The 19,353-nt window shown below is 73.5% G+C and carries 18 protein-coding genes; 5 read left to right on the top strand and 13 right to left on the bottom strand.

Going from position 1 to position 19,353, the window contains the following annotated elements:
• Positions 1 to 17: 17 nt before the first annotated feature.
• The gene (locus AC1RSJ_RS13055; RefSeq protein ID WP_493118826.1) at positions 18 to 1,250 is read right to left on the bottom strand and encodes a class I SAM-dependent RNA methyltransferase; all 1,233 of its coding nucleotides are present in this window, start codon (positions 1,248 to 1,250) and stop codon (positions 18 to 20) included.
• Positions 1,251 to 1,281: 31 nt separating this feature from the next.
• Here AC1RSJ_RS13055 and AC1RSJ_RS13050 point away from each other — a divergent pair, with 31 nt between their 5' ends.
• Both AC1RSJ_RS13050 and AC1RSJ_RS13045 read left to right on the top strand, forming a co-directional pair.
• Entirely contained in the window at positions 1,282 to 1,935 is a 654-nt protein-coding gene (locus AC1RSJ_RS13050; protein ID WP_493118825.1) for a Maf family protein, read from the top strand.
• A gap of 79 nt (positions 1,936 to 2,014) precedes the next feature.
• Complete coding sequence (locus AC1RSJ_RS13045; RefSeq protein WP_493118824.1) at positions 2,015 to 3,793, top strand: acetyl/propionyl/methylcrotonyl-CoA carboxylase subunit alpha; 1,779 nt, start codon at positions 2,015 to 2,017, stop codon at positions 3,791 to 3,793.
• 63 nt (positions 3,794 to 3,856) lie between these two features.
• Here AC1RSJ_RS13045 and AC1RSJ_RS13040 read toward each other — a convergent pair whose 3' ends face one another.
• Together AC1RSJ_RS13040 and AC1RSJ_RS13035 are read right to left on the bottom strand one after the other, a co-directional pair.
• The gene (locus tag AC1RSJ_RS13040) at positions 3,857 to 4,822 is read right to left on the bottom strand and encodes a hypothetical protein (RefSeq protein WP_493118823.1); all 966 of its coding nucleotides are present in this window, start codon (positions 4,820 to 4,822) and stop codon (positions 3,857 to 3,859) included.
• Between the two features lie 173 nt (positions 4,823 to 4,995).
• Complete coding sequence (locus AC1RSJ_RS13035) at positions 4,996 to 6,432, bottom strand: NAD(P)H-quinone dehydrogenase (RefSeq protein ID WP_493118822.1); 1,437 nt, start codon at positions 6,430 to 6,432, stop codon at positions 4,996 to 4,998.
• 56 nt (positions 6,433 to 6,488) lie between these two features.
• On the opposite strand from AC1RSJ_RS13035, the gene AC1RSJ_RS13030 reads away from it, so the two are divergent.
• Complete coding sequence (locus AC1RSJ_RS13030; RefSeq protein WP_493118821.1) at positions 6,489 to 7,322, top strand: purine-nucleoside phosphorylase; 834 nt, start codon at positions 6,489 to 6,491, stop codon at positions 7,320 to 7,322.
• An 80-nt stretch (positions 7,323 to 7,402) separates the two neighbouring features.
• A complete protein-coding gene (locus AC1RSJ_RS13025) occupies positions 7,403 to 9,073 on the top strand; it encodes a phospho-sugar mutase (protein WP_493118870.1) in 1,671 nt (556 codons plus the stop codon).
• Positions 9,074 to 9,140: 67 nt separating this feature from the next.
• Here AC1RSJ_RS13025 and AC1RSJ_RS13020 read toward each other — a convergent pair whose 3' ends face one another.
• The 3 genes from AC1RSJ_RS13020 to AC1RSJ_RS13010 are packed head-to-tail and all read right to left on the bottom strand — an operon-like array spanning position 9,141 to position 10,977.
• The gene (locus AC1RSJ_RS13020; RefSeq protein ID WP_493118820.1) at positions 9,141 to 9,413 is read right to left on the bottom strand and encodes a PTS sugar transporter subunit IIB; all 273 of its coding nucleotides are present in this window, start codon (positions 9,411 to 9,413) and stop codon (positions 9,141 to 9,143) included.
• On the bottom strand, positions 9,410 to 9,859 hold the full coding sequence (locus tag AC1RSJ_RS13015; protein WP_493118819.1) for a PTS sugar transporter subunit IIA: 450 nt from the start codon (positions 9,857 to 9,859) through the stop codon (positions 9,410 to 9,412). Before AC1RSJ_RS13015 ends, AC1RSJ_RS13020 begins: the two co-directional genes overlap by 4 nt.
• On the bottom strand, positions 9,856 to 10,977 hold the full coding sequence (locus AC1RSJ_RS13010; RefSeq protein WP_493118818.1) for an adenosine deaminase: 1,122 nt from the start codon (positions 10,975 to 10,977) through the stop codon (positions 9,856 to 9,858). The genes AC1RSJ_RS13015 and AC1RSJ_RS13010 overlap by 4 nt, the downstream gene beginning before the upstream one ends.
• 97 nt (positions 10,978 to 11,074) lie before the next feature.
• Here AC1RSJ_RS13010 and uriH point away from each other — a divergent pair, with 97 nt between their 5' ends.
• Positions 11,075 to 12,007, top strand: coding sequence for a uridine-preferring nucleoside hydrolase UriH (gene uriH / locus AC1RSJ_RS13005; protein WP_493118817.1), 933 nt, complete (start codon positions 11,075 to 11,077; stop codon positions 12,005 to 12,007).
• A gap of 9 nt (positions 12,008 to 12,016) precedes the next feature.
• Here uriH and AC1RSJ_RS13000 read toward each other — a convergent pair whose 3' ends face one another.
• The 7 genes from AC1RSJ_RS13000 to AC1RSJ_RS12970 form a co-directional block, all read right to left on the bottom strand.
• A complete protein-coding gene (locus tag AC1RSJ_RS13000; RefSeq protein WP_493118816.1) occupies positions 12,017 to 12,586 on the bottom strand; it encodes a carboxymuconolactone decarboxylase family protein in 570 nt (189 codons plus the stop codon).
• A 61-nt stretch (positions 12,587 to 12,647) separates the two neighbouring features.
• The gene (locus AC1RSJ_RS12995; RefSeq protein ID WP_493118815.1) at positions 12,648 to 13,940 is read right to left on the bottom strand and encodes a thymidine phosphorylase; all 1,293 of its coding nucleotides are present in this window, start codon (positions 13,938 to 13,940) and stop codon (positions 12,648 to 12,650) included.
• A 23-nt stretch (positions 13,941 to 13,963) separates the two neighbouring features.
• The gene (locus tag AC1RSJ_RS12990) at positions 13,964 to 14,584 is read right to left on the bottom strand and encodes a DUF4232 domain-containing protein (protein WP_493118814.1); all 621 of its coding nucleotides are present in this window, start codon (positions 14,582 to 14,584) and stop codon (positions 13,964 to 13,966) included.
• A gap of 9 nt (positions 14,585 to 14,593) precedes the next feature.
• A complete protein-coding gene (locus tag AC1RSJ_RS12985) occupies positions 14,594 to 15,055 on the bottom strand; it encodes a cytidine deaminase (RefSeq protein ID WP_493118813.1) in 462 nt (153 codons plus the stop codon).
• Complete coding sequence (locus tag AC1RSJ_RS12980) at positions 15,052 to 16,338, bottom strand: ABC transporter permease (RefSeq protein ID WP_493118812.1); 1,287 nt, start codon at positions 16,336 to 16,338, stop codon at positions 15,052 to 15,054. Before AC1RSJ_RS12980 ends, AC1RSJ_RS12985 begins: the two co-directional genes overlap by 4 nt.
• Positions 16,335 to 17,726 (bottom strand): ABC transporter permease, encoded by a 1,392-nt coding sequence (locus AC1RSJ_RS12975; RefSeq protein ID WP_493118811.1) that lies wholly within the window; start codon positions 17,724 to 17,726, stop codon positions 16,335 to 16,337. The genes AC1RSJ_RS12980 and AC1RSJ_RS12975 overlap by 4 nt, the downstream gene beginning before the upstream one ends.
• Entirely contained in the window at positions 17,723 to 19,237 is a 1,515-nt protein-coding gene (locus AC1RSJ_RS12970) for an ABC transporter ATP-binding protein (protein WP_493118810.1), read from the bottom strand. The genes AC1RSJ_RS12975 and AC1RSJ_RS12970 overlap by 4 nt, the downstream gene beginning before the upstream one ends.
• Positions 19,238 to 19,353 lie beyond the last annotated feature (116 nt).

The raw sequence follows: 19,353 nt of genomic DNA, 5'->3' as shown, positions 1-19,353 counted from the left end.
TCCTGCCGCCGGTCGACTCAGCCTATCCGCCGGAACGCCCCGACCGCCTCCACATGGTGCGTCGAGGGGAAGAGGTCGAGCGCGCGGAGGCCCGCGAGCGCGTAGCCGCGGTCCGCGAGGATCGCGACGTCGCGGGCGAACGCGACCGGGTCGCACGCCACGTAGACGATCTGGGCGGCACCGGTGTCGGCGAGCGCCTCGAGCACCTCGCGTCCGGCGCCGGATCGCGGCGGATCGAGCACGACCGTCGCGGCGGCCTGCCGGGCGCGCTCCGCCGGCGACGCCGCGGCCAGCCCGCGCACCCAGTGCTCGACGCGGCCGGTGACCGCCTGGGCGCCGATCCAGTCCGCCAGGTTCTCGGCGGCGTGCTCCGTCGCCCGCTCGCTCGACTCCACGGTCGTGATGCGCGTGGCGGCGCCGAAGCGGTCGCCGACGGCCGCGGCCAGCAGCCCGACCCCGCCGTAGAGGTCGAGGTTCGCGGCCCGCGGGTCGAAGGCGTCGGGATCGATCGCGGCGACCACGGCCTCGCTCAGCGTCGCGGCGGCGTGCCGGTGCACCTGCCAGAAGCCGGTGTCGTCGAGGCGGAAGTCGCGCTCGCCGACCCGCTCCACGATCTCCGTCGGCGCCTGGCGGCCGATCACGAGGCGGGCGCCCCCGGTCGTCGGCGCGAGCACGTCGACGGTCGGGATGCCGGAGAACGTCTCGCCGAGCGGCGCGGCCTCGCGCAGCTCCTCGGTGCCGAGCGGCAGGTCGGCGACCCGGATCACCCGGTGGCTGCGTGCCGCGACCGGACCGGGAACGCCGTCCTCGTCGACGTGGAGGCGCACGCGGGTGCGCCATCCGGTGCCGTCCGCCGGGCCGGGCAGCGCCTCGACCTCGACCGCGGGCGGCTCGGCGAGGCGGCCGTGACGGCGCAGCGAGTCCTCCAGCACCGCCGCCTTGAGCGCGCGCTGATGCGCCGGGTCGATGAAGCCGTAGTCGGCGCCCCCGGCCCGGTCCTCCGGTGCGCGCTCGATCGCGGCCTCCGCCCAGACGTGCGGACGACGGTGCGGGCTCGCCTCCAGCACCTCGAGCGCCTCGGCCCTCCAGAAGCTCTTCTTCGCGTCGTCGACGATCCGCGCGCGCACCCGCTCGCCCGGGATCGTGTCCGGCACGAACACGACCCGTCCGTCGAGCCGCGCGACCGCGATCCCGCCGTGCGCCATGTTGGTAGCCTCGAGCTCGACCTCGCGGCCCTGCATGTCCGGCATCCGCCACCTCCCCCGCCAGCCTAGGAGCCCCGTGCGCCTCGTCCTCGCGTCCACCTCCCCCGCGCGGCTCGCGACGCTCCGCGCGGCGGGTATCGAGCCGGTCGCGATCGCCCCCGGCGTCGACGAGGACGCGGCCGTCGCCGAGGCGGAGGCGGCCGCCGGGCATCCGCTGCCGACGCACGAGCTCGTGCAGCTGCTCGCGCGCCGCAAGGCGGAGGCCGTGCTGGCGGCCGTCGCGGGCGATCCGACGCTCGCCGACTGCCTCGTGCTCGGCGGCGACAGCAACTTCGAGCTCGACGGCGTCAGCTACGGCAAGCCGCACACGCCCGAGGTCGCGCGCGAGCGCTGGGCGCTCCAGCGCGGGCGCACCGGCGTGCTCCACTCCGGGCACTGGCTCATCGCGGTGCGCGGCGGCGCCGTCGCGGACGCCGCGGGCGAGCCGTCCGCCGCGTCCGTGACCTTCGCGTCCGATCTCGACGAGGCCGAGACGGAGGCCTACATCGCCACCGGCGAGCCGCTCGCCGTCGCCGGCGCGTTCACCATCGACAGCCTCGGCGCGGCGTTCATCGAGCGCATCGACGGCGACCCGTCCACCGTCGTCGGCCTCAGCGTGCCGCTGCTGCGACGGCTGGTGCGACGGCTGGGGGTGGCGTGGCCCGACCTCTGGAACCGCGCAGCCTTGTAGGAACACGACGAGGTCCGTCCGGGGTCTTGGACGAGTCGGACAAAAGTCACGGCGCCGTCACGAAATAGGCTGATATGTCATGGCGCCAATCACCAAGGTCCTGATCGCGAACCGCGGAGAGATCGCCGTCCGGGTCATCCGGGCCGCACGAGACGCGGGGCTCCGCTCCGTCGCCGTCTACGCGGACCAGGACCGCGACGCCCGGCACGTGAAGCTGGCCGACGAGGCGTACGCCCTCGGCGGCACCACGAGCGCCGACACCTACCTGGTGATCGACAAGATCCTCTCCGTCGCCCGCCGCTCGGGCGCCGACGCGATCCACCCGGGCTACGGCTTCCTCGCCGAGAACGCCGACTTCGCCCGCGCCGTCATCGCCGCCGGCCTCACCTGGATCGGCCCGTCGCCGGAGGCCATCGAGCGCCTCGGCGACAAGGTCTCCGCCCGCCATGTCGCCGAGAAGGTCGGCGCCCCGCTCGCCCCCGGCACCCTGAACCCGGTCGCCGACGCGGACGAGGTGCTCGCCTTCGTCGACCAGGTCGGCCTCCCCGTCGCCATCAAGGCGGCGTTCGGCGGCGGCGGCCGCGGCCTCAAGGTCGCCCGCACCCGCGAGGAGGTGCCCGAGCTCTTCGAATCCGCGGTGCGCGAGGCCGTCGCCGCCTTCGGCCGCGGCGAGTGCTTCGTGGAGAAGTACCTCGACGAGCCGCGCCACGTCGAGACCCAGTGCCTCGCCGACGCCGCCGGCACCGTCGTGGTCGTCTCGACCCGCGACTGCTCGCTGCAGCGCCGGCACCAGAAGCTCGTCGAGGAGGCCCCGGCCCCGTTCCTCACCGACGAGCAGACCGAGCTGCTGTACCGCTCGTCGAAGGCCATCCTCAAGGAGGTCGGCTATGTCGGCGCCGGCACCTGCGAGTTCCTCATCGGCAAGGACGGCACCGTCTCGTTCCTCGAGGTGAACACCCGCCTCCAGGTCGAGCACCCGGTCTCGGAGGAGGTCACCGGCCTCGACCTCGTGCGCGAGCAGTTCCGCATCGCCGAGGGCGGCCTCATCGACTACCCGGACCCGGAGGCCCACGGTCACTCCATCGAGTTCCGGATCAACGGCGAGGACCCGGGCCGCAACTTCCTCCCGATGCCCGGCCCGGTGCAGGTGCTCCGGTTCCCCGGCGGCCCCGGCGTGCGCGTCGACTCGGGCGTCACCACGGGCGACGTCATCTCGGGCGCGTTCGACTCGCTGCTCGCCAAGCTCATCGTCACCGGCTCCGACCGCGCCGACGCCCTCGAGCGGGCCCGCCGCGCGCTCGACGAGTTCGAGGTCGCAGGCCTGCCGACCGTGCTGCCCTTCCACCGGAAGATCGTGCGCGACCCGGCCTTCCTCGCGGAGGACGGCCGCTTCGGCGTCTACACCCGGTGGATCGAGACGGAGTTCGACAACGACATCGAGCCGTGGGGCGGCGTGCTCGCCGACGCGGCCCCGGCCGAGAAGCGCCACGACGTGGTCGTGGAGGTCGACGGCAAGCGCGTGGCCGTGTCCCTGCCGACCCGCCTGCTGCCCTCGGGCGGCGGCGCCTCCGGCTCCGTGTCGGCCGCGCCCGCCGCGCCGCGCCGCCGCGGCGGTGCCGGCTCGGGTGCCGTGGGCGCCTCCGGCGACGCGGTGAAGAGCCCCATGCAGGCGACGGTCGTGAAGGTCGCGGTCGCCGAGGGCGACAAGGTCGTCAAGGGCGACCTCGTGCTCGTGCTCGAGGCGATGAAGATGGAGCAGCCGATCGCCGCACACAAGGACGGCGTGATCGGCAGCATCACGGCCGAGGCCGGCCAGACGGTCTCCGCGGGGCACCAGCTGCTGACCATCGCCGGCTGAGGCGGGGCCCCTTGGGGTGATTGCCGCGCGATCTCTCAACTCGTGCCGGATACCACCCGGCGATCAGAAGATGACGCGGCGGCTACGGGTAGCGGCGCCCCGCTGAGGCAAGCCCGCATCGCGCAGGACCCGTTCCAGCATCCGTGGCGTGCTCGCCTCGGGCCATCCCCAGCGGGCGACTGCCGGACCTGTCGCGCGAAGCCGGTCCTCGCGCCGCTTCTCCGCCACGACGATCTCCGCACCTGTACGGCCCGCGGTGTACTCGTCTCGGACGTACTTCGCGACGCCGTCGAACTCGCCGATGAGGCGATGTTCCGGCCACCAGAAGTCGACGAACCCGATGAGTCCGGCTCGATCCTCGAACCGCTGCTGCAGCATCGGCGCTGGGAAGCCGAGCGCGTCGATGACGACTCGGCTGAGCGACTCCCCCGGCGATCCGCTCCCGATCGCGGACAGCGCGAGCGCGCGCCCGGCGCGCACCGCACCGCGATCGCCGGCGCCACGGCTCCATTCCGCCTCGAGTCCCGCGAGATCGATCGCGGCGCGAGCACGCCCGGCGAGCGCCGCGTCGATCATCGGCACGGAGACCGTGGCCGGCGACCATCGCGCGATGTCGAGGAGGGTGCGGGCCAGTCCGGTCACGCGGAGTCCGTCGAGAACGGCGATCGCGTCGACCGCCCGGCCGGACCGACGCCGGATGTCCGCGCGACTCCGCCCTCCGTTCTGATCGCCGACGGCGACGTCGACTCCGTGCGGCCATGGGGTGACCGCCGGGAGTCCCCAGATCGCCGCGGCGGCGAAGCCGCAGAACGGCGCGTGGTCCGGATGCCGCAGTGCGACTCCTCTGACGGCGGCGAGGAAGCGCTGATCGGGATCGAGTCGGCGCCAGGTCTCCGTAGGCAGGTAGACACCGGTGATCAGCCGGGTCAGACGACCCGCGTCGACGGCTCGATAGAGTCCGGCCTCCGCGCCCGACGAGCGGGCTTCCCGCGCCGTGATGAGCTGGTGCGTCCAGATGCCGTCATCCACCCGAGCAGGATGACGGGGGCAGCGGATCAGACCCCCTGCACCGGGGCGAGGTGTGGATCGGTCCGAGCGTGGGTACGCCTGTGGAGGACGCGTGCGCCGCGTCGTCTCCGGAATGGCGGGTGATATCCGCCACGGGTCGAGAGACGGCGCGGCAATCACCCCCAGGGCAGCTCCTACTCCACGATGTGCAGGGCCCGCGCGGCGTCCGTGATGCTCCCCGACAGGCTCGGGTACACCGAGAACGCGCGGGCGAGCTGGTCCACCGTCAGGCGGTGCTCGACGGCCAGGGCGATCGGCAGGATGAGCTCGCTCGCCTTCGGCGCCACCACCACGCCGCCGATCACGGTGCCGGATCCGGTGCGGGCGAACAGCTTCACGAAGCCGTCCTTGATGCCCATCATCTTCGCGCGCGGGTTGGAGGCGAGCGGCAGCTTGTAGATGTCGCCCTGCGCGATGCCGTCCTCGATCTGCTTCTGCGACCAGCCGACCGTCGCGATCTCGGGCTGCGTGAAGATGTTCGACGCGACGTTGCGCAGCTCGGTCGGGTTCACGGCGTCGCCCATCGCGTGGAAGACGGCCGAGCGGCCCTGCATCGAGGCGACGGAGGCGAGCGGCAGGAAGTCGCTGCAGTCGCCGGCCGCGTAGATCGACGGCACCGAGGTGCGGGCGACGCGGTTGACGCGGATGTGGCCGGACTCGGTCAGCTGCACGCCGGCCTCCTCGAGCCCGATCCCGGCGGTGTTCGGGATGGACCCGACCGCCATGAGGCAGTGCGAGCCGGTGACCTCGCGGCCGTCCGCGAGCTTCACGACGACGCCGTCGTCCGTGCGGGTGACGGACTCGGCGCGGCTCTTGGAGAGCACCTCCATGCCGTTGCGACGGAACACGTCCTCGATGACGCGCGCGGCGTCGGCGTCCTCGCCCGGCAGCACCTGGTCGCGGCTGGAGACGAGCGTCACGGCCGAGCCGAGCGCGCGGTACGCGCTGGCGAACTCGGCGCCGGTGACGCCCGAGCCGACGACGATCATGTGCTCCGGCACCTCCTCGAGGGAGTAGAGCTGGGTCCAGGTGAAGATCCGCTCGCCGTCCGGCTTGGCGGAGGCGAGGATGCGCGGCGACGCGCCGACGGACACGACGAGCGTGTCGGCGTCGATCTCCTCGAAGTCGGTGCGGCTCTTGCCGCGTCCGGTGGACACGACGAGGCGGGTGGGCCCGTCGAGGCGCCCGTCGCCGACGACGATCCGCACGCCGGCCTTGATGAGCGACGACTTCATGTCCTCGGACTGCTGACGCGCGAGCAGCAGGAGGCGGCGGTTGACGGCCTCGAGGTTCACGGTGACCTCCGGCACCGAGGCGCGTCCGGATGCGCCGCGGGCGAAGAACTGCACGCCGAGATCCGAGGCCTCGCCGATGGCGTTGGCGGCCTCCGCCGTGGCGATGAGGCTCTTCGAGGGCACGACGTCGGTGAGCACCGCCGAGCCGCCGACGCCCTTGCGCTCGACCAGGGTGACCTCGGCGCCGAGCTGGGCTCCGGCGAGGGCCGCTTCGTAGCCTCCCGGCCCTCCGCCGAGGACCGCGATGCGCTGCTTCCGCTCGAACTCGTAGGGCATGCGCCGATTCTTCCAGGTCCCCGGGCCCCGCGCTTCCGCGGGCTACCCTGACGGTCATGGCGACGACGCACGACAACCCCCTCGACGACCCGGCAGCCGACCCGTTCGCGATCGCCCAGGAGGCCGCTGCGCGGCTCGCGGAGGCCACCGGCGTCGCCCGGCACGACATCGCGCTGACGCTCGGCAGCGGCTGGGCGAAGGCCGCGGACCTGCTCGGCGAGACCGTCGCGACGGTGCCGGCCTCCGAGATCCCGGGCTTCAGCGCCCCGGCGGTCGTCGGGCACGTCGGCTCGCTGCGCAGCATCCGGCTCCCCGACGGACGGCACGCGCTCGTGATCGGCGCGCGCACGCACTTCTACGAGGGCCACGGCGTGCGCCGGGTCGTGCACTCGGTGCGCACCGCGGCGGCCGCCGGCGCCACGACGATGATCCTCACGAACGGCGCCGGGGGCATCCGGGAGTCCTGGAGCCCGGGCACGCCGGTGCTCATCAGCGATCACATCAACCTCACCGCCGCGTCGCCGCTCGAGGGCGCGACGTTCATCGACCTCACCGACCTGTACTCCCGCCGCCTGCGCGACGTCGCGCGCGGCGTGCAGGGCGACCTCGACGAGGGCGTCTACGTGCAGTTCCGCGGCCCGCACTACGAGACGCCCGCCGAGGTGCAGTTCGCGAAGACGATCGGCGGCCACATCGTGGGCATGTCGACGGCCCTCGAGGCGATCGCGGCACGGCAGGCCGGTATGGAGGTGCTCGGCTTCTCGCTGATCACGAACCTCGCCGCGGGGATCAGCCCGGAGCCGCTGAGCCATCAGGAGGTCCTCCAGGCGGGCCGCGATGCCGAGTCGGTGATCTCGGACCTGCTCGCGCGCGTCGTGGCGGCGCTGTGAGCGCCCCCGCCGAGCACGGCGCCCCCGCCGAGCACGGCGCCCCGGCGGAGCAGAGGACCCCCGCCGACGACCGCCGCACCCTGCTCGCGCAGGCCCGCGCCTGGTCGGCGCAGGACCCGGATGCCGCCACCCGCGAGGAGCTCGACGCGCTCGCCGAGCGCGCCGGCTCCGGCGACGACGTGGCGGAGCAGGACCTCGCGGAGCGGTTCTCGGGCCGCCTCGAGTTCGGCACCGCCGGGCTCCGCGGCGCCCTCGGGGCCGGGCCGATGCGGATGAACCGGGTGCTCGTGGCGCAGGCCGCCGCCGGGCTCGCCGCGTTCCTCCTCGGCCGCGAGGCGTCGCCGACCGTCGTCGTCGGCTTCGACGGCCGCCACAACTCGCAGGTCTTCGCGCAGGACACCGTCGAGCTCATGCGCGGCGCCGGCGTGGGCGCCCTGCTCATGCCGCGGCTGCTGCCGACGCCCGTGCTCGCCTTCGCGGTGCGCGAGCTCGGCGCGAGCGCGGGCGTCATGGTGACCGCCAGCCACAACCCGGCGGCCGACAACGGCTACAAGGTGTATCTCGGCGGCGAGGACGCCGGCAGTCAGATCGTGCCGCCCGCGGACGCGGAGATCGCCCGCCGCATCGAGCAGGCCGCGGCGGGATCGATCGCCGACCTCCCCCGCGTCGCCGACGGCGAGCTGGTGCCCGAGCACGTCATCGCCGAGTACGTGCGCCGCACCGCCGCGCTGCTCGCCCCGGCACCCGCCGCCGACCGCCCGCACGTCGTCTACACGGCCATGCACGGCGTGGGGTGGGACACCTGGCGCGCCGTGCTCGACGCGGCCGGCGTCGCGCTGCCCGACCTGGTCGAGGAGCAGCTGCATCCCGATCCGGACTTCCCGACGGTGCCCTTCCCGAACCCGGAGGAGCCCGGCGCGATGGACCTCGCGTTCGCCCGCGCGGCCCGCGACGACGCCGACCTGGTGATCGCGAACGACCCGGATGCGGACCGGCTCGCCGTCGGCATCCCGGACGCGGGCGCGCCGGGCGGCTGGCGCCGGCTCACCGGCAACGAGGTCGGCCTGCTGCTCGGCCTCCGGGCTGCGGATGCCGCGCCCGCCGACGCCGCGGCGCGCGCCGACGCCACGCTGGCCTGCTCGATCGTGAGCTCCCCCGCCCTCGCCGCGATCGCGCGCGAGGCCGGCCTCCGCCATGTCGAGACGCTCACCGGCTTCAAGTGGATCAGCCGCGCTCCCGGGCTCGCGTTCGGGTACGAGGAGGCGCTCGGCTACCTGGTCGATCCCGACAAGGTGCGCGACAAGGACGGCATCTCCGCCGCCGCCGCGATCCTCGACCTCGCCACGGGACTCCGCGCGCGCGGCACGGACCTCGCCGGGGCGCTCGAGGAGGCGGCCGAGCGGATCGGCGGCTTCGCCTCCGGCCAGATCTCGATCCGGGTCGCCGACCTGGAGGAGATCCCGCGGCTCATGGCGCGGCTGCGCGCCGGCGCGCCCAGCGCGATCGGCGGCATCGCCGTCGAGGGCGTCGAGGACTTCCTCGAGGGCGTCGACGGCTTCCCGGCGGGCGACATCCTGCGCTACCGCACGGCGTCGTCCGGACGGGTGATCGTGCGGCCGTCGGGCACCGAGCCGAAGCTCAAGGTGTACCTCGACGCCGCGAGCCACCAGGGCACGGGCGCCGAGCGCATCGCCGCCGCGCAGGCGACGGTCGACCGGCTCGACGCCGGGATGCGCGAGCTGCTGGGCTAGCCGAGCGGGCTTCGACAGGCTCAGCCATCCGAAGAGGCCTCGGCGGGCCCAGCCGGCCGAAGGGGGGCTAGCCGAGCGCCTTCTCGAGGCGCCGGGTGAGCTCCTCCGTGTCGAAGTAGTTCTCCACCACCACGACGTCGGCGGAGGTGCGTCCGATCGCGTCGACGAACTCGGGGCTCGTCAGGATCACCTGCGCGTCGTCGGCCTCGGCGTGGAGCGAGTCGAGATCCGTCGCGACGACCGCCGCGTCGATCCCGAGCCGCGCCAGCACGCGCTCGGCGTTGACCTTGAGGATGGCGCTGGTGCCGATGCCGGCGCCGCAGATCGCCACGATCTTCATGCCGCCTCCGCTCCGAGGATGTCCCGCACCGCGTCCGCGTCGGCGGCTCGCCACAGCCGCTCGGTGGTGTCGGAGTCGTTGAACGCGTTCGCGATGTCGGCGATCATCGCGAGGTGCCGGCCGACCGTGTGCACGGCCAGGCCCAGCACGACCCGCACGGGGTCGTTGTTCGGGTGCCCGAACTCGACGGGCTCGGCGAGCGTGACGACCGACAGGCCGTCGGCGAGCACGGACGGCCCGGGGCGGGCGTGCGCCAGGGCCAGTCCGGGCGAGATCACGACGTACGGGCCGTGCTCCTCGATCATCCGCACCATCTCGTCCGCGTAGACCGGCCGCGCCGCCCCGGAGCGCTGCAGCGCGTCCCCGGCGAGCCGCACGGCGGCGCGCCAGTCCGCCGCGCCGGCTCCGAGGAGCACCGCGTCGTCCGGGAGGGCGGGCAGGGTCATCGCGTGCCGAACCCCGCCCGGAGGTCCTCGGCCAGGATCTCGCGGTCCTCGGTGGGCAGGAACGCGCCCTCCGCGGCCGCCAGCTGGAACGCGAGCAGATCGTCCAGTCCGTAGTCGAACGTGTCGGCCAGCACGCCGAGCTCGCGGCTCAGGCTGGTGCCGCTCATGAGGCGGTTGTCGGTGTTGACGGTCACGGCGAAGCCGAGCTGGGCGAGCAGGTCGATCGGGTGGTCGTCCATCGTGTCGCCCCAGGCGGCGAAGGCGCCGGTCTGCAGGTTCGACGACGGGCTGACCTCGAGCGGGATGCGGCGGTCCTTCACCCACTCCGCGATGCGGCCGAGGCGCACGCGGATCGCGTCGTCGTCCTCGCCGACGATCTCGATGTCCTCCCGGATGCGCACGCCGTGACCGAGCCGGAGGGCGTGGCCGTCGACGAGCGCGCTGCGGATCGACTCGATGCCGTCGGCCTCGCCGGCGTGCACGGTGGCGGGCATGCCCTCGGAGAGCAGGAGGTCGAACGCCTGGCGGAACCGCGACGGCGGGAAGCCGGCTTCGGGGCCGGCGATGTCGAAGCCGGCGACGCCCGCGTCGCGGTGGCGGATGGCGAGCTCGGCGATCTCGACGCTGCGGTCGAGGTGGCGCATCGCGCTGACCAGCTGGCGGGCGGTGATCTCCCGGCCGGCGGCGCGGGCCGCCTCCTCGCCCTGGCGGATGCCCTCCTGCACGGCCTCGACGGTCTCGTCGAGCGACAGGCCGCGCGCGAGGTGCTGCTCGGGCGCCCAGCGCAGCTCGCCGTAGATCACGCCGTCGGCGGCGAGGTCCTCGACGGCCTCGCGCGCGACGCGGGCGAGGCCCTCCGGCGTCTGCATGACGGCGATCGTGAGGTCGAAGGTCTTCAGGTACTCGACGAGCGAGCCGCTGTCCGACTTCTCGGCGAACCAGGCGCCGAGCGCCGCGGCGTCGTCCGCCGGCAGGTCGACCCCGTACTCGCGCCCCAGCTCGAGCACCGTCGCCGGCCGGAGCCCGCCGTCGAGATGGTCGTGGAGGGAGACCTTCGGGAGCTCGAGGAGGGACACGCCCTCGACCTCGGTGCTGACCTGATCTTCTGCATCGCTCACTCCCCGAGGCTATCGCGGCCGAGCCTGGAGGAGCCCTGCTCGCGAGGACGGATCCGCACCTGTCCGAGCGGCGGCGGCGGGCCGCTAGCGTGGCGGGGTGACGCGCCGCATCCTCCTCGACTGCGATCCCGGCCACGACGACGCGATCGCGATCCTGCTCGCCGCGGGCTCGCCCGGCGTCGAGCTCGTCGCGATCACCACGGTCGCCGGCAACCAGAGCATCGCCAAGGTCACCCGCAACGCGCTCGCCATCGCGGAGCTGGCGGGGCTCGACGTGCCCGTCGCGGCGGGGGCGACGCGTCCGCTCGTGCGGGCGGTGGAGTACGCGCCGGAGATCCACGGCGACTCCGGGCTCGACGGCCCGGTGCTGCCGGAGCCGACCCGCGCGCTGGACCCCCGGCACGCCGTCGACGTCATCATCGACGAGGCGATGTCGTCCGCGCCCGGCGAGCTCACGCTCGTGCCGACCGGGCCGCTCACGAACATCGCGCTCGCCGTCCGGAAGGAGCCCCGCATCGTCGAGCGCGTGCGCGAGGTGGTCTTCATGGGCGGCGGCGTGCACGTCGGCAACTGGAGCGCGACGAGCGAGTTCAACGTCGTCGTCGATCCGGAGGCGGCGCACATCGTGCTGAACGAGCCGTGGCCGGTCACGATGGTCGGGCTCGACGCGACGCACCAGGCGCTGGCCACCCCGGAGGTGCGCGCCGCGATCGCGGCCGTCGGCACGCGCGCCGCCGAGGTCACCGGGCAGCTGCTCGACTTCTACGGCGGCGCCTACCTCGAGAGCCAGGGCTTCGCGGCACCGCCCGTGCACGATCCGCTCACCGTGGCGCACGTGCTCGACCCGTCCGTGCTGCAGGTGGTCACGGCGCCGCTCGACGTCGAGCTGCGCGGGGAGCTGACCCTCGGCATGACGGTCGCCGACCTCCGCGGTCCGGCGCCGGCGGGCTGCACCACGGCGGTCGCCCTCAGCGTCGACGCCGCGCGGTTCTGGTCGCTCGTGACCGCAGCGCTCGCCCGTCTGCCGTAGGCAGGGGCGTCAGATCCCGCGCAGCAGGGCCTCCCGCAGCGGAGCGTCGAGTCCCGCCGGCTCATCCACCGCGACGCCGAGCGCCTGGACGGCACGGCTGTAGTAGTTGCGCGCTGCCGCGGTCAGGGCGATGTCGACGATCTCGCGATCGGTGAAGCCGACCGCGCGCAGCCGGAGGCCGTCCTCCTCCGTCATCGCCGAGGAGTCCGTGCTCACCCGCTCGGCGAAGTCCATCATCGCGACCTCCGCCTCGCTGAGCCCGGCCGTCCGGTGGTCGGCGGCTGCGGCGACGAGCTCGTCGTGCTCGATCCAGCGCAGCGAGCGGGCGCCGTGGGCGAGCCGGCAGTGCCGGGAGCCGGCGCCGCGCGCGGCGGCGAGCGTCACGAGCTCGTAGCGGCGCTTGTCCATCTGCGACGTGATCGCGCGGATGAGCCCCTCCCAGGCCTGCTCGGCCTCGGGGTTCAGCGCCATCACGCGGGTGTGCTCGGGGATGTGCCCGTCGGCCGCACGGTCGTCGTCGTAGATCGCCTTGACGAGACCCTCGGCCTCGTCGTCGGGAACGGTCCTGAGGAAGGTCATGCGGCACCCCTGCCGGGCTCTGGCGGAGGGCGCGGATCGGACGGCTCAGCGTACCGCCCGGTCAGGAGATCCGGTCGAGGATGAGCGGGTGCGCCGAGTGCAGCGGCGAGCCCGCGTCCGCGATCTCCCAGGCGCCCTCGAGCGCCGCGAGGGCGCGATCGAAGCGGGCCGGATCCTCGGCGCCGAGCGTCCACAGCGGGTCGCCCGCCTTCACCGCGTCGCCGGGCTTCACGTGCAGGTCGATGCCGGCGGAGTGCACCACCGGATCCTGCTGCCGGGCCCGGCCGGCGCCGAGCCGCCAGGCCGCGATGCCGAACGGCAGCGCCTCCTGCCGCACGAGCACCCCGTCGCGGTCGGCGGTCACCGTGTGGGTCTCGGACGGCACCGGCAGCGCCGCGTCCGGGTCGCCGCCCTGCGCGCGGATCATCGCCCGCCAGGTGTCCATCGCGCGGCCGTCGCGGAGCGCCTCCGCCGGGTCCGCGTCGGTCACGCCGCCGAGCTCGAGCATCTCCTGCGCGAGCGCGACCGTGAGCTCGACGATGTCGTCCGGGCCGCCGCCCGCGAGCACCTCGACCGACTCGCGCACCTCGTTCGCGTTGCCGATCGCGCGGCCGAGCGGCACGTCCATGTTCGTGAGCAGCGCGCGGGTGGCGACGCCGGCGTCCGTACCGAGGCGCACCATCGTCTCCGCCAGCTCGCGGCTGCGGACCGGGTCCTGCATGAAGGCGCCCGAGCCGAACTTCACGTCGAGCACGAGCGCGGCGGTGCCCTCGGCGATCTTCTTCGACATGATGCTCGACGCGATGAGCGGGATGGCCTCGACCGTGCCGGTGATGTCGCGGAGCGCGTAGAGCCGGCCGTCGGCCGGCGCGAGGCCCGATCCGGCGGCGCAAATGACGGCGCCGACCTCGTCGAGCTGAGCCAGGAACTCCTCGTTGCTCAGCGACGCGCGCCAGCCCGGGATCGACTCGAGCTTGTCGAGCGTGCCGCCGGTGTGGCCGAGCCCGCGACCCGAGAGCTGCGGCACGGCGACGCCGAACGAGGCGACCAGCGGGGCGAGCGGGAGCGTGATCTTGTCGCCGACGCCGCCCGTCGAGTGCTTGTCGGAGGTGCGCTTCGACAGCCCGGCGAAGTCCATCCGCTCGCCGGAGGCGATCATCGCGAGCGTGAGGTCCCGGATCTCGTCGCGCGTCATCCCGTTGAGGAAGATCGCCATCGTCATGGCCGACATCTGCTCGTCGGCGACGTAGCCGCGCGTGTACGCGTCGACCAGCCAGGAGATCTGCTCGGTGCTGAGGGCTCCGCGGTCGCGCTTGGCGCGGATGAGGTCGACGGCGTCGAAGGGTTCCACCACGACACCGACCCTAGCCGTCGCGCTCAGCCGCCGACCGGCTCCGCGACGCCGACGTGCAGCCACGCCGGGCCGGCCTCGCACGCCGTGATCGTGGCGTCGGGCACGAACCAGGCGCGGTACGAGTGCGGCGGGTAGATGCGCCAGCCGTCGCCGCCGACGACCTCGCAGTCCTCGCCGAGCGGGCCGCCGTCCTTGCCGATGGCGACGGCACGCAGCGCGGCGCTCGCGACGCCGCCCGGCGCGAGCTCGACGGTCGCGCCGGCGCCGCCCTCGCGATCCGCCGCCGGGCCGAGCTGGGTGCCGTCGCCGTGCCCGACGACGGAGACGCCCGGCTGGCCCTGCAGCGTGCAGGCCTCGGTGCCGGTGTTCGTGAACTCGACGAGATACCCGACGCTGCCCGCCGCGCCGCCGGCCGGATCGCGCACGACGTCGACCTCCAGCACCGCATCGGCGCACTGCCCGGCGGGCGCCGCCGGGTTCATCGTGCCGGCGCTCGGCGCCGGGGTCGGCGTGGCGGTCGCGGTCGCCGTCGGGTAGAGCGCGGTGGGCTCGCTCGTCGCGGAGGGTGCCGAGGAGGCGCAGCCTCCCAGAGCCAGTGCGACGACCGGGACGGCGAGCAGCGCGATGCGCGACGCGACGACCATGCTCGGACGCTACGACGACGGGCTGGACGTCCCCTCAACCGCGGCCGTGCCCTCGCGGTACGCGACGAGCGTGCGCGGCCCGAACGCGTCCGGCAGCACCTCGTCGATGGTGCGGATGCCGCTCACCGTCGCGAGCAGCATGCCGTCGGCGGAGTGCTCGAACAGCAGCTGCCGGCAGCGGCCGCACGGCATGAGCGCCGCGCCGTCGCCGTCGACGCAGACGAAGCCGACGAGCCGGCCGCCGCCCGTCATGTGCAGCGACGAGACGAGCGCGCACTCGGCGCAGAGCGTGAGCCCGTAGGAGGCGTTCTCGACGTTGCAGCCGGCGATGATGCGCCCGTCGTCGACGAGCGCCGCGGCGCCCACCGGGAACGCCGAGTACGGCACGTAGGCGTGGCTCATCGCCTCGAGCGCCGCCGTCCGGAGGGCGTCCCAGTCGATCGCGGCGGCGGTTCCGGCGTCCGCGCTCATGACTTGATGTACGGCTTGCCGGAGGCGGCCGGTCCGCGCACCTGGCCGACCAGTCCCGCGACCGCGAAGATCGTGATCAGGTACGGGAGCATGAGCAGGAACTCGCTCGGCACGGGTGAGCCGGCCGACGCCAGGGAGTTCTGCAGGCTGGTCGCGAACCCGAACAGCAGGGCCGCGAGCGTCGCGCGGATCGGATCCCAGCGTCCGAAGATCACCGCGGCGAGTGCGATGAAGCCCGCGCCGTTCGTCATCTCCTTCGAGAACAGGCCGATCGCATCAAGCGTGTAGTACGCCCCGCCGAATCCGGCGATCGCGCCGGCGAGCGACACGTTCCAGAACCGGGTGCGGCGCACGTTGATGCCGACGGTGTCCGCCGCGGTGGGGTGCTCGCCGACCGCGCGGAGGCGGAGACCCCAGCGGGTCTTGAACAGCCCGAACCAGACCGCGATGACGGCGATGTACATGAGGTACACGACGATCGACTGCCGGAACAGGGCCGGTCCGATGACCGGGATCTCGCTGAGCAGCGGGATCGGCAGCTTCGGGAACCGGGCCGGGTGGTTCAGCGCGGGATCCTGCGCCAGCACGGCGCCGGAGAGGAACGTGGTCAGGCCCGTCACGAGCACGTTGAGCACGACGCCGACGATGACCTGGTCGACGAGGTACTTGATCGAGAACGCGGCGAGCACGAACGACACGAGCATGCCGGCGACGGCCGCCCCGATGAGGCCGACGACCGCCGAGTGGGTGACCGACGCGATGATCGCCGACGAGAACGCACCGAACAGCAGCTGCCCCTCGATGGCGACGTTGACGACGCCGACCCGCTCCGAGATCACCCCGCCGAGCGCGCCGAAGATGAGCGGCGTGCTCAGCGCGAGGGCGCCGACGAGCAGGCCGGGCACCGGGAGGCGATGGCCGGCGACGGCCCAGGTGAGGAACGCGACGAGGAACAGCAGCGTGAACGCCGCGGTCAGCCAGAGCGGGATGCGCCCGGTGGCGCTGCGCAGCTTGCAGGCGACCGCGACGCCCGCGAGCAGCGCGAGCACGACGGCGAGCACCGCGACGGTCGGCGCGGCCGGCACGACGAGCTCCGGCAGCTGGATGAGGTCGGCGGAGGTGGACAGCGCGAACGTGGTCGACCCCTCCGGCGCGAAGCCGAACGCGCCGACGACGGCGAGGAGCGCGAACACCCCGAGCACGATCGGGATCTTCGGGCTGCGGACGACGGCCTTCTCGTGCACGATCGGGGCGTCGGCCGGGGCGATGTCGACGGCGGTCATCGGGAGGCCTCCACGGTGCGGCGCGAGCGGCGTGCTCGCGGGGCGGATCCGGGCGCCGGCAGGCGGAACACCGACCGGACCAGCGGCGGGGCCGCGATGAACAGGACGATCACCGACGAGACGACGGTGATGATGTCGATCGGCACGCCCTGCGCGGCCTGGATCGTGTAGCCGCCGGCCTTCAGCGCGCCGAACAGCAGGCCGCTGAAGAAGACGCCCCAGGGTCTCGATCTGCCGAGCAGCGCGACCGTGATCGCGTCGAAGCCGATGCCGGCGTCGATGCCGGAGGCGAACCCGGTGGTCGTCGTGCCGAGCACCTGGATGCCGCCCGCGATGCCGATGAGCCCGCCGGAGATCGCCATGGCGAGCACGTAGACCCACTTCACGTCGATGCCGGCGACGCGCGCCGCGTGCGGGTTCTCGCCGACGGCCCGGAACCGGAAGCCGGTGCCCGACCGGGCGAGCAGCCACCAGACGAACACGGTGGCGGCGATGACGATGAGGAAGCCGAAGTTGAGGCGGAAGGCGCCGACCTGCTCGCCGCCGTTCAGCGCCGTGAGCAGGTCGCTCAGCGTCGGCAGCACCGCGCTCGGGTCGGCCGCCGGCGACTGCGGGTTGCTCGAGCCGGGGGCCTGCAGGGCGCCGGGCGTCTTCAGCAGGAACGACACGAGGTAGAAGGCGACGTAGTTGAGCATGATCGTGACGATCACCTCGTGCGCGCCGGTGCGGGCCTTGAGCACGCCGACGAGGCCGCCCCAGATCGCGCCGCCGACGATCGCGCCGACCATCGCCACGAGCATGTGCACGAACACCGGCATCGGGAACGACCACGAGATCCAGCCGGCGACGGCCGCCGCGATGAGGATCTGGCCGCGTCCGCCGATGTTGAACAAGCCGACGCGGAAGGCGACCGCGACGCCGAGCCCCGCCGCGATGAGCGGGGTCGCGAACGTCAGCGTCTCGGTGAGCGGCTTGATGCCGTTGACGAAGCCGGGGCGGCGGAAGTTGTAGATCGCGCCCTGGAACAGGCTGGAGTACGCGCCGCCGATCGAGTCGCCGATCGCGCGGATCATGTCCCCGGGCCGGGCGAAGAAGTACCCGGCCGTGCGCTGCACGTTCTCGTCGGTGACGACGATGAGCACGCTGGCCACGACCAGCGCGAGCACGATCGCGAGCGCCGTCATGAGCGCGTTGCCGGAGAGGATGTCGCGGAGCACGCGGCTCGAGGCGGACGGCGCCGGGCCGTCGCCGCCATCCCGCCCGTCGTCGAGCACGCGGGTGCCCGCGGGCTCGACGTTCGGCGCCTGGCCGGGCTCGACGCCCTGCTGCTCGGCGGACGCGGCCGCGTCGGGTGTCTGGCCGTGGGCCGGGATCTGCTGGTCGCTCACGCGGCTGCTCCTGCCGGGGTCTCGCCGGCCATCATGAGGCCGAGCACGTCGCGGGGGGTGTCGGCCGGCACGATGCCGACGATCGCGCCGCGGTACATGACCGCGATGCGGTCGGCGAGCGCGACGACCTCATCGAGCTCGGTCGACACGACGACGATGGGCACGCCGGCGTCGCGGGTAGCGACGATGCGCTTGTGGATGAACTCGATCGAGCCGACGTCGACGCCGCGGGTCGGCTGCGCCGCCACGAAGAGGCGCAGATCGCGGCTCAGCTCGCGGGCCAGCACCACCTTCTGCTGGTTGCCGCCGGAGAGGCGGCCGACGTGCGTCGTGATGCCCTGGGCGCGGATGTCGAACTCCCGCACCTTCTCCTCGGCGAAGCGGTCGAGGTCGGCGAGGCGGAGGGCGCCGTTGCGCACGAAGGGCGGGCCGTCCGAGCGGTCGAGCATGAGGTTCTCGGCGATCGTGAACTCGGCGACGAGGCCGTCCTCCGTCCGGTCCTCCGGCACGAAGCCGACCCCCGCGTCGAGGATGCGGCGCGGCGCCCGGCCGGCCAGCTCGACGCCGTCGAGGGAGATGGACCCCTCGACGCGGGGCTGGAGTCCGAGGAGCGCCTCGGTGAGCTCGGTCTGGCCGTTGCCCTGCACGCCCGCGATCGCGAGGATCTCGCCGGCGCGCACCTCGAAGTCGACGTGCGACACGACGTACTGGTTCTGGGCGTCGATCACCGAGAGGTCGCGCACGACGAGGGCGGCGTCGCCCGGGGCCGCCGGCGACTTCTGCACGGTCAGCTCGACCGCGCGGCCGACCATCATCGACGCCAGCTCGGCGTTGGAGGCGCTCGGCTGCGCCTCGCCGACCACCTTGCCGAGGCGCACGACCGTGATCCGGTCGGCGACCTCGCGCACCTCGCGCAGCTTGTGGGTGATGAACACGATGGCCGTGCCGGAGGCCTTGAGCTGGCGCATGATGCCCATCAGCTCGTCGGTCTCCTGCGGCGTCAGCACGGCGGTCGGCTCGTCGAACACGAGCACCTTCGCGTCGCGGGAGAGCGCCTTGATGATCTCGACGCGCTGCTGCACGCCGACGGGCAGGTCCTCGACGAGCGCGTCGGGATCGACGTCGAACCCGAAGCGCGCCGAGATCTCGCGCACCCGCTCGCGGGCCGCGGCGAGGTCGAGCACGCCGCCGGTGCGGGTCTGCTCGTGCCCGAGCATGACGTTCTCGGCCACCGTGAACACCGGGATGAGCATGAAGTGCTGGTGCACCATGCCGATGCCGGCCGCCATCGCGTCGCCGGGGCCGGAGAAGTGCTGGACGACGTCGTCGAGCAGGATCCGGCCCTCGTCGGCCTGGTACAGGCCGTAGAGCACGTTCATGAGGGTGGACTTGCCGGCGCCGTTCTCACCGAGGAGGCAGTGGATCTCGCCGGGCTCGACCACCAGGTCGATGTGGTCGTTCGCAGTGAGCGCGCCGAAGCGCTTGGTGATGCCCTGCAGCTCGAGCTTCATGTCGCCAATCTATTCCGGGCGCCCGATGGCGGGAATGCGCCGGTGTCGGACGCGCGCCGGTGTCGGAACGCGGAACGGGGAGGCCGGCGGCGCCGACCTCCCCGTTCGCGGACGGT

Source organism: Schumannella sp. GW821-FHT10F01 (genome assembly GCF_058809295.1).
This window is presented reverse-complemented; position numbering and strand designations above follow the sequence as displayed.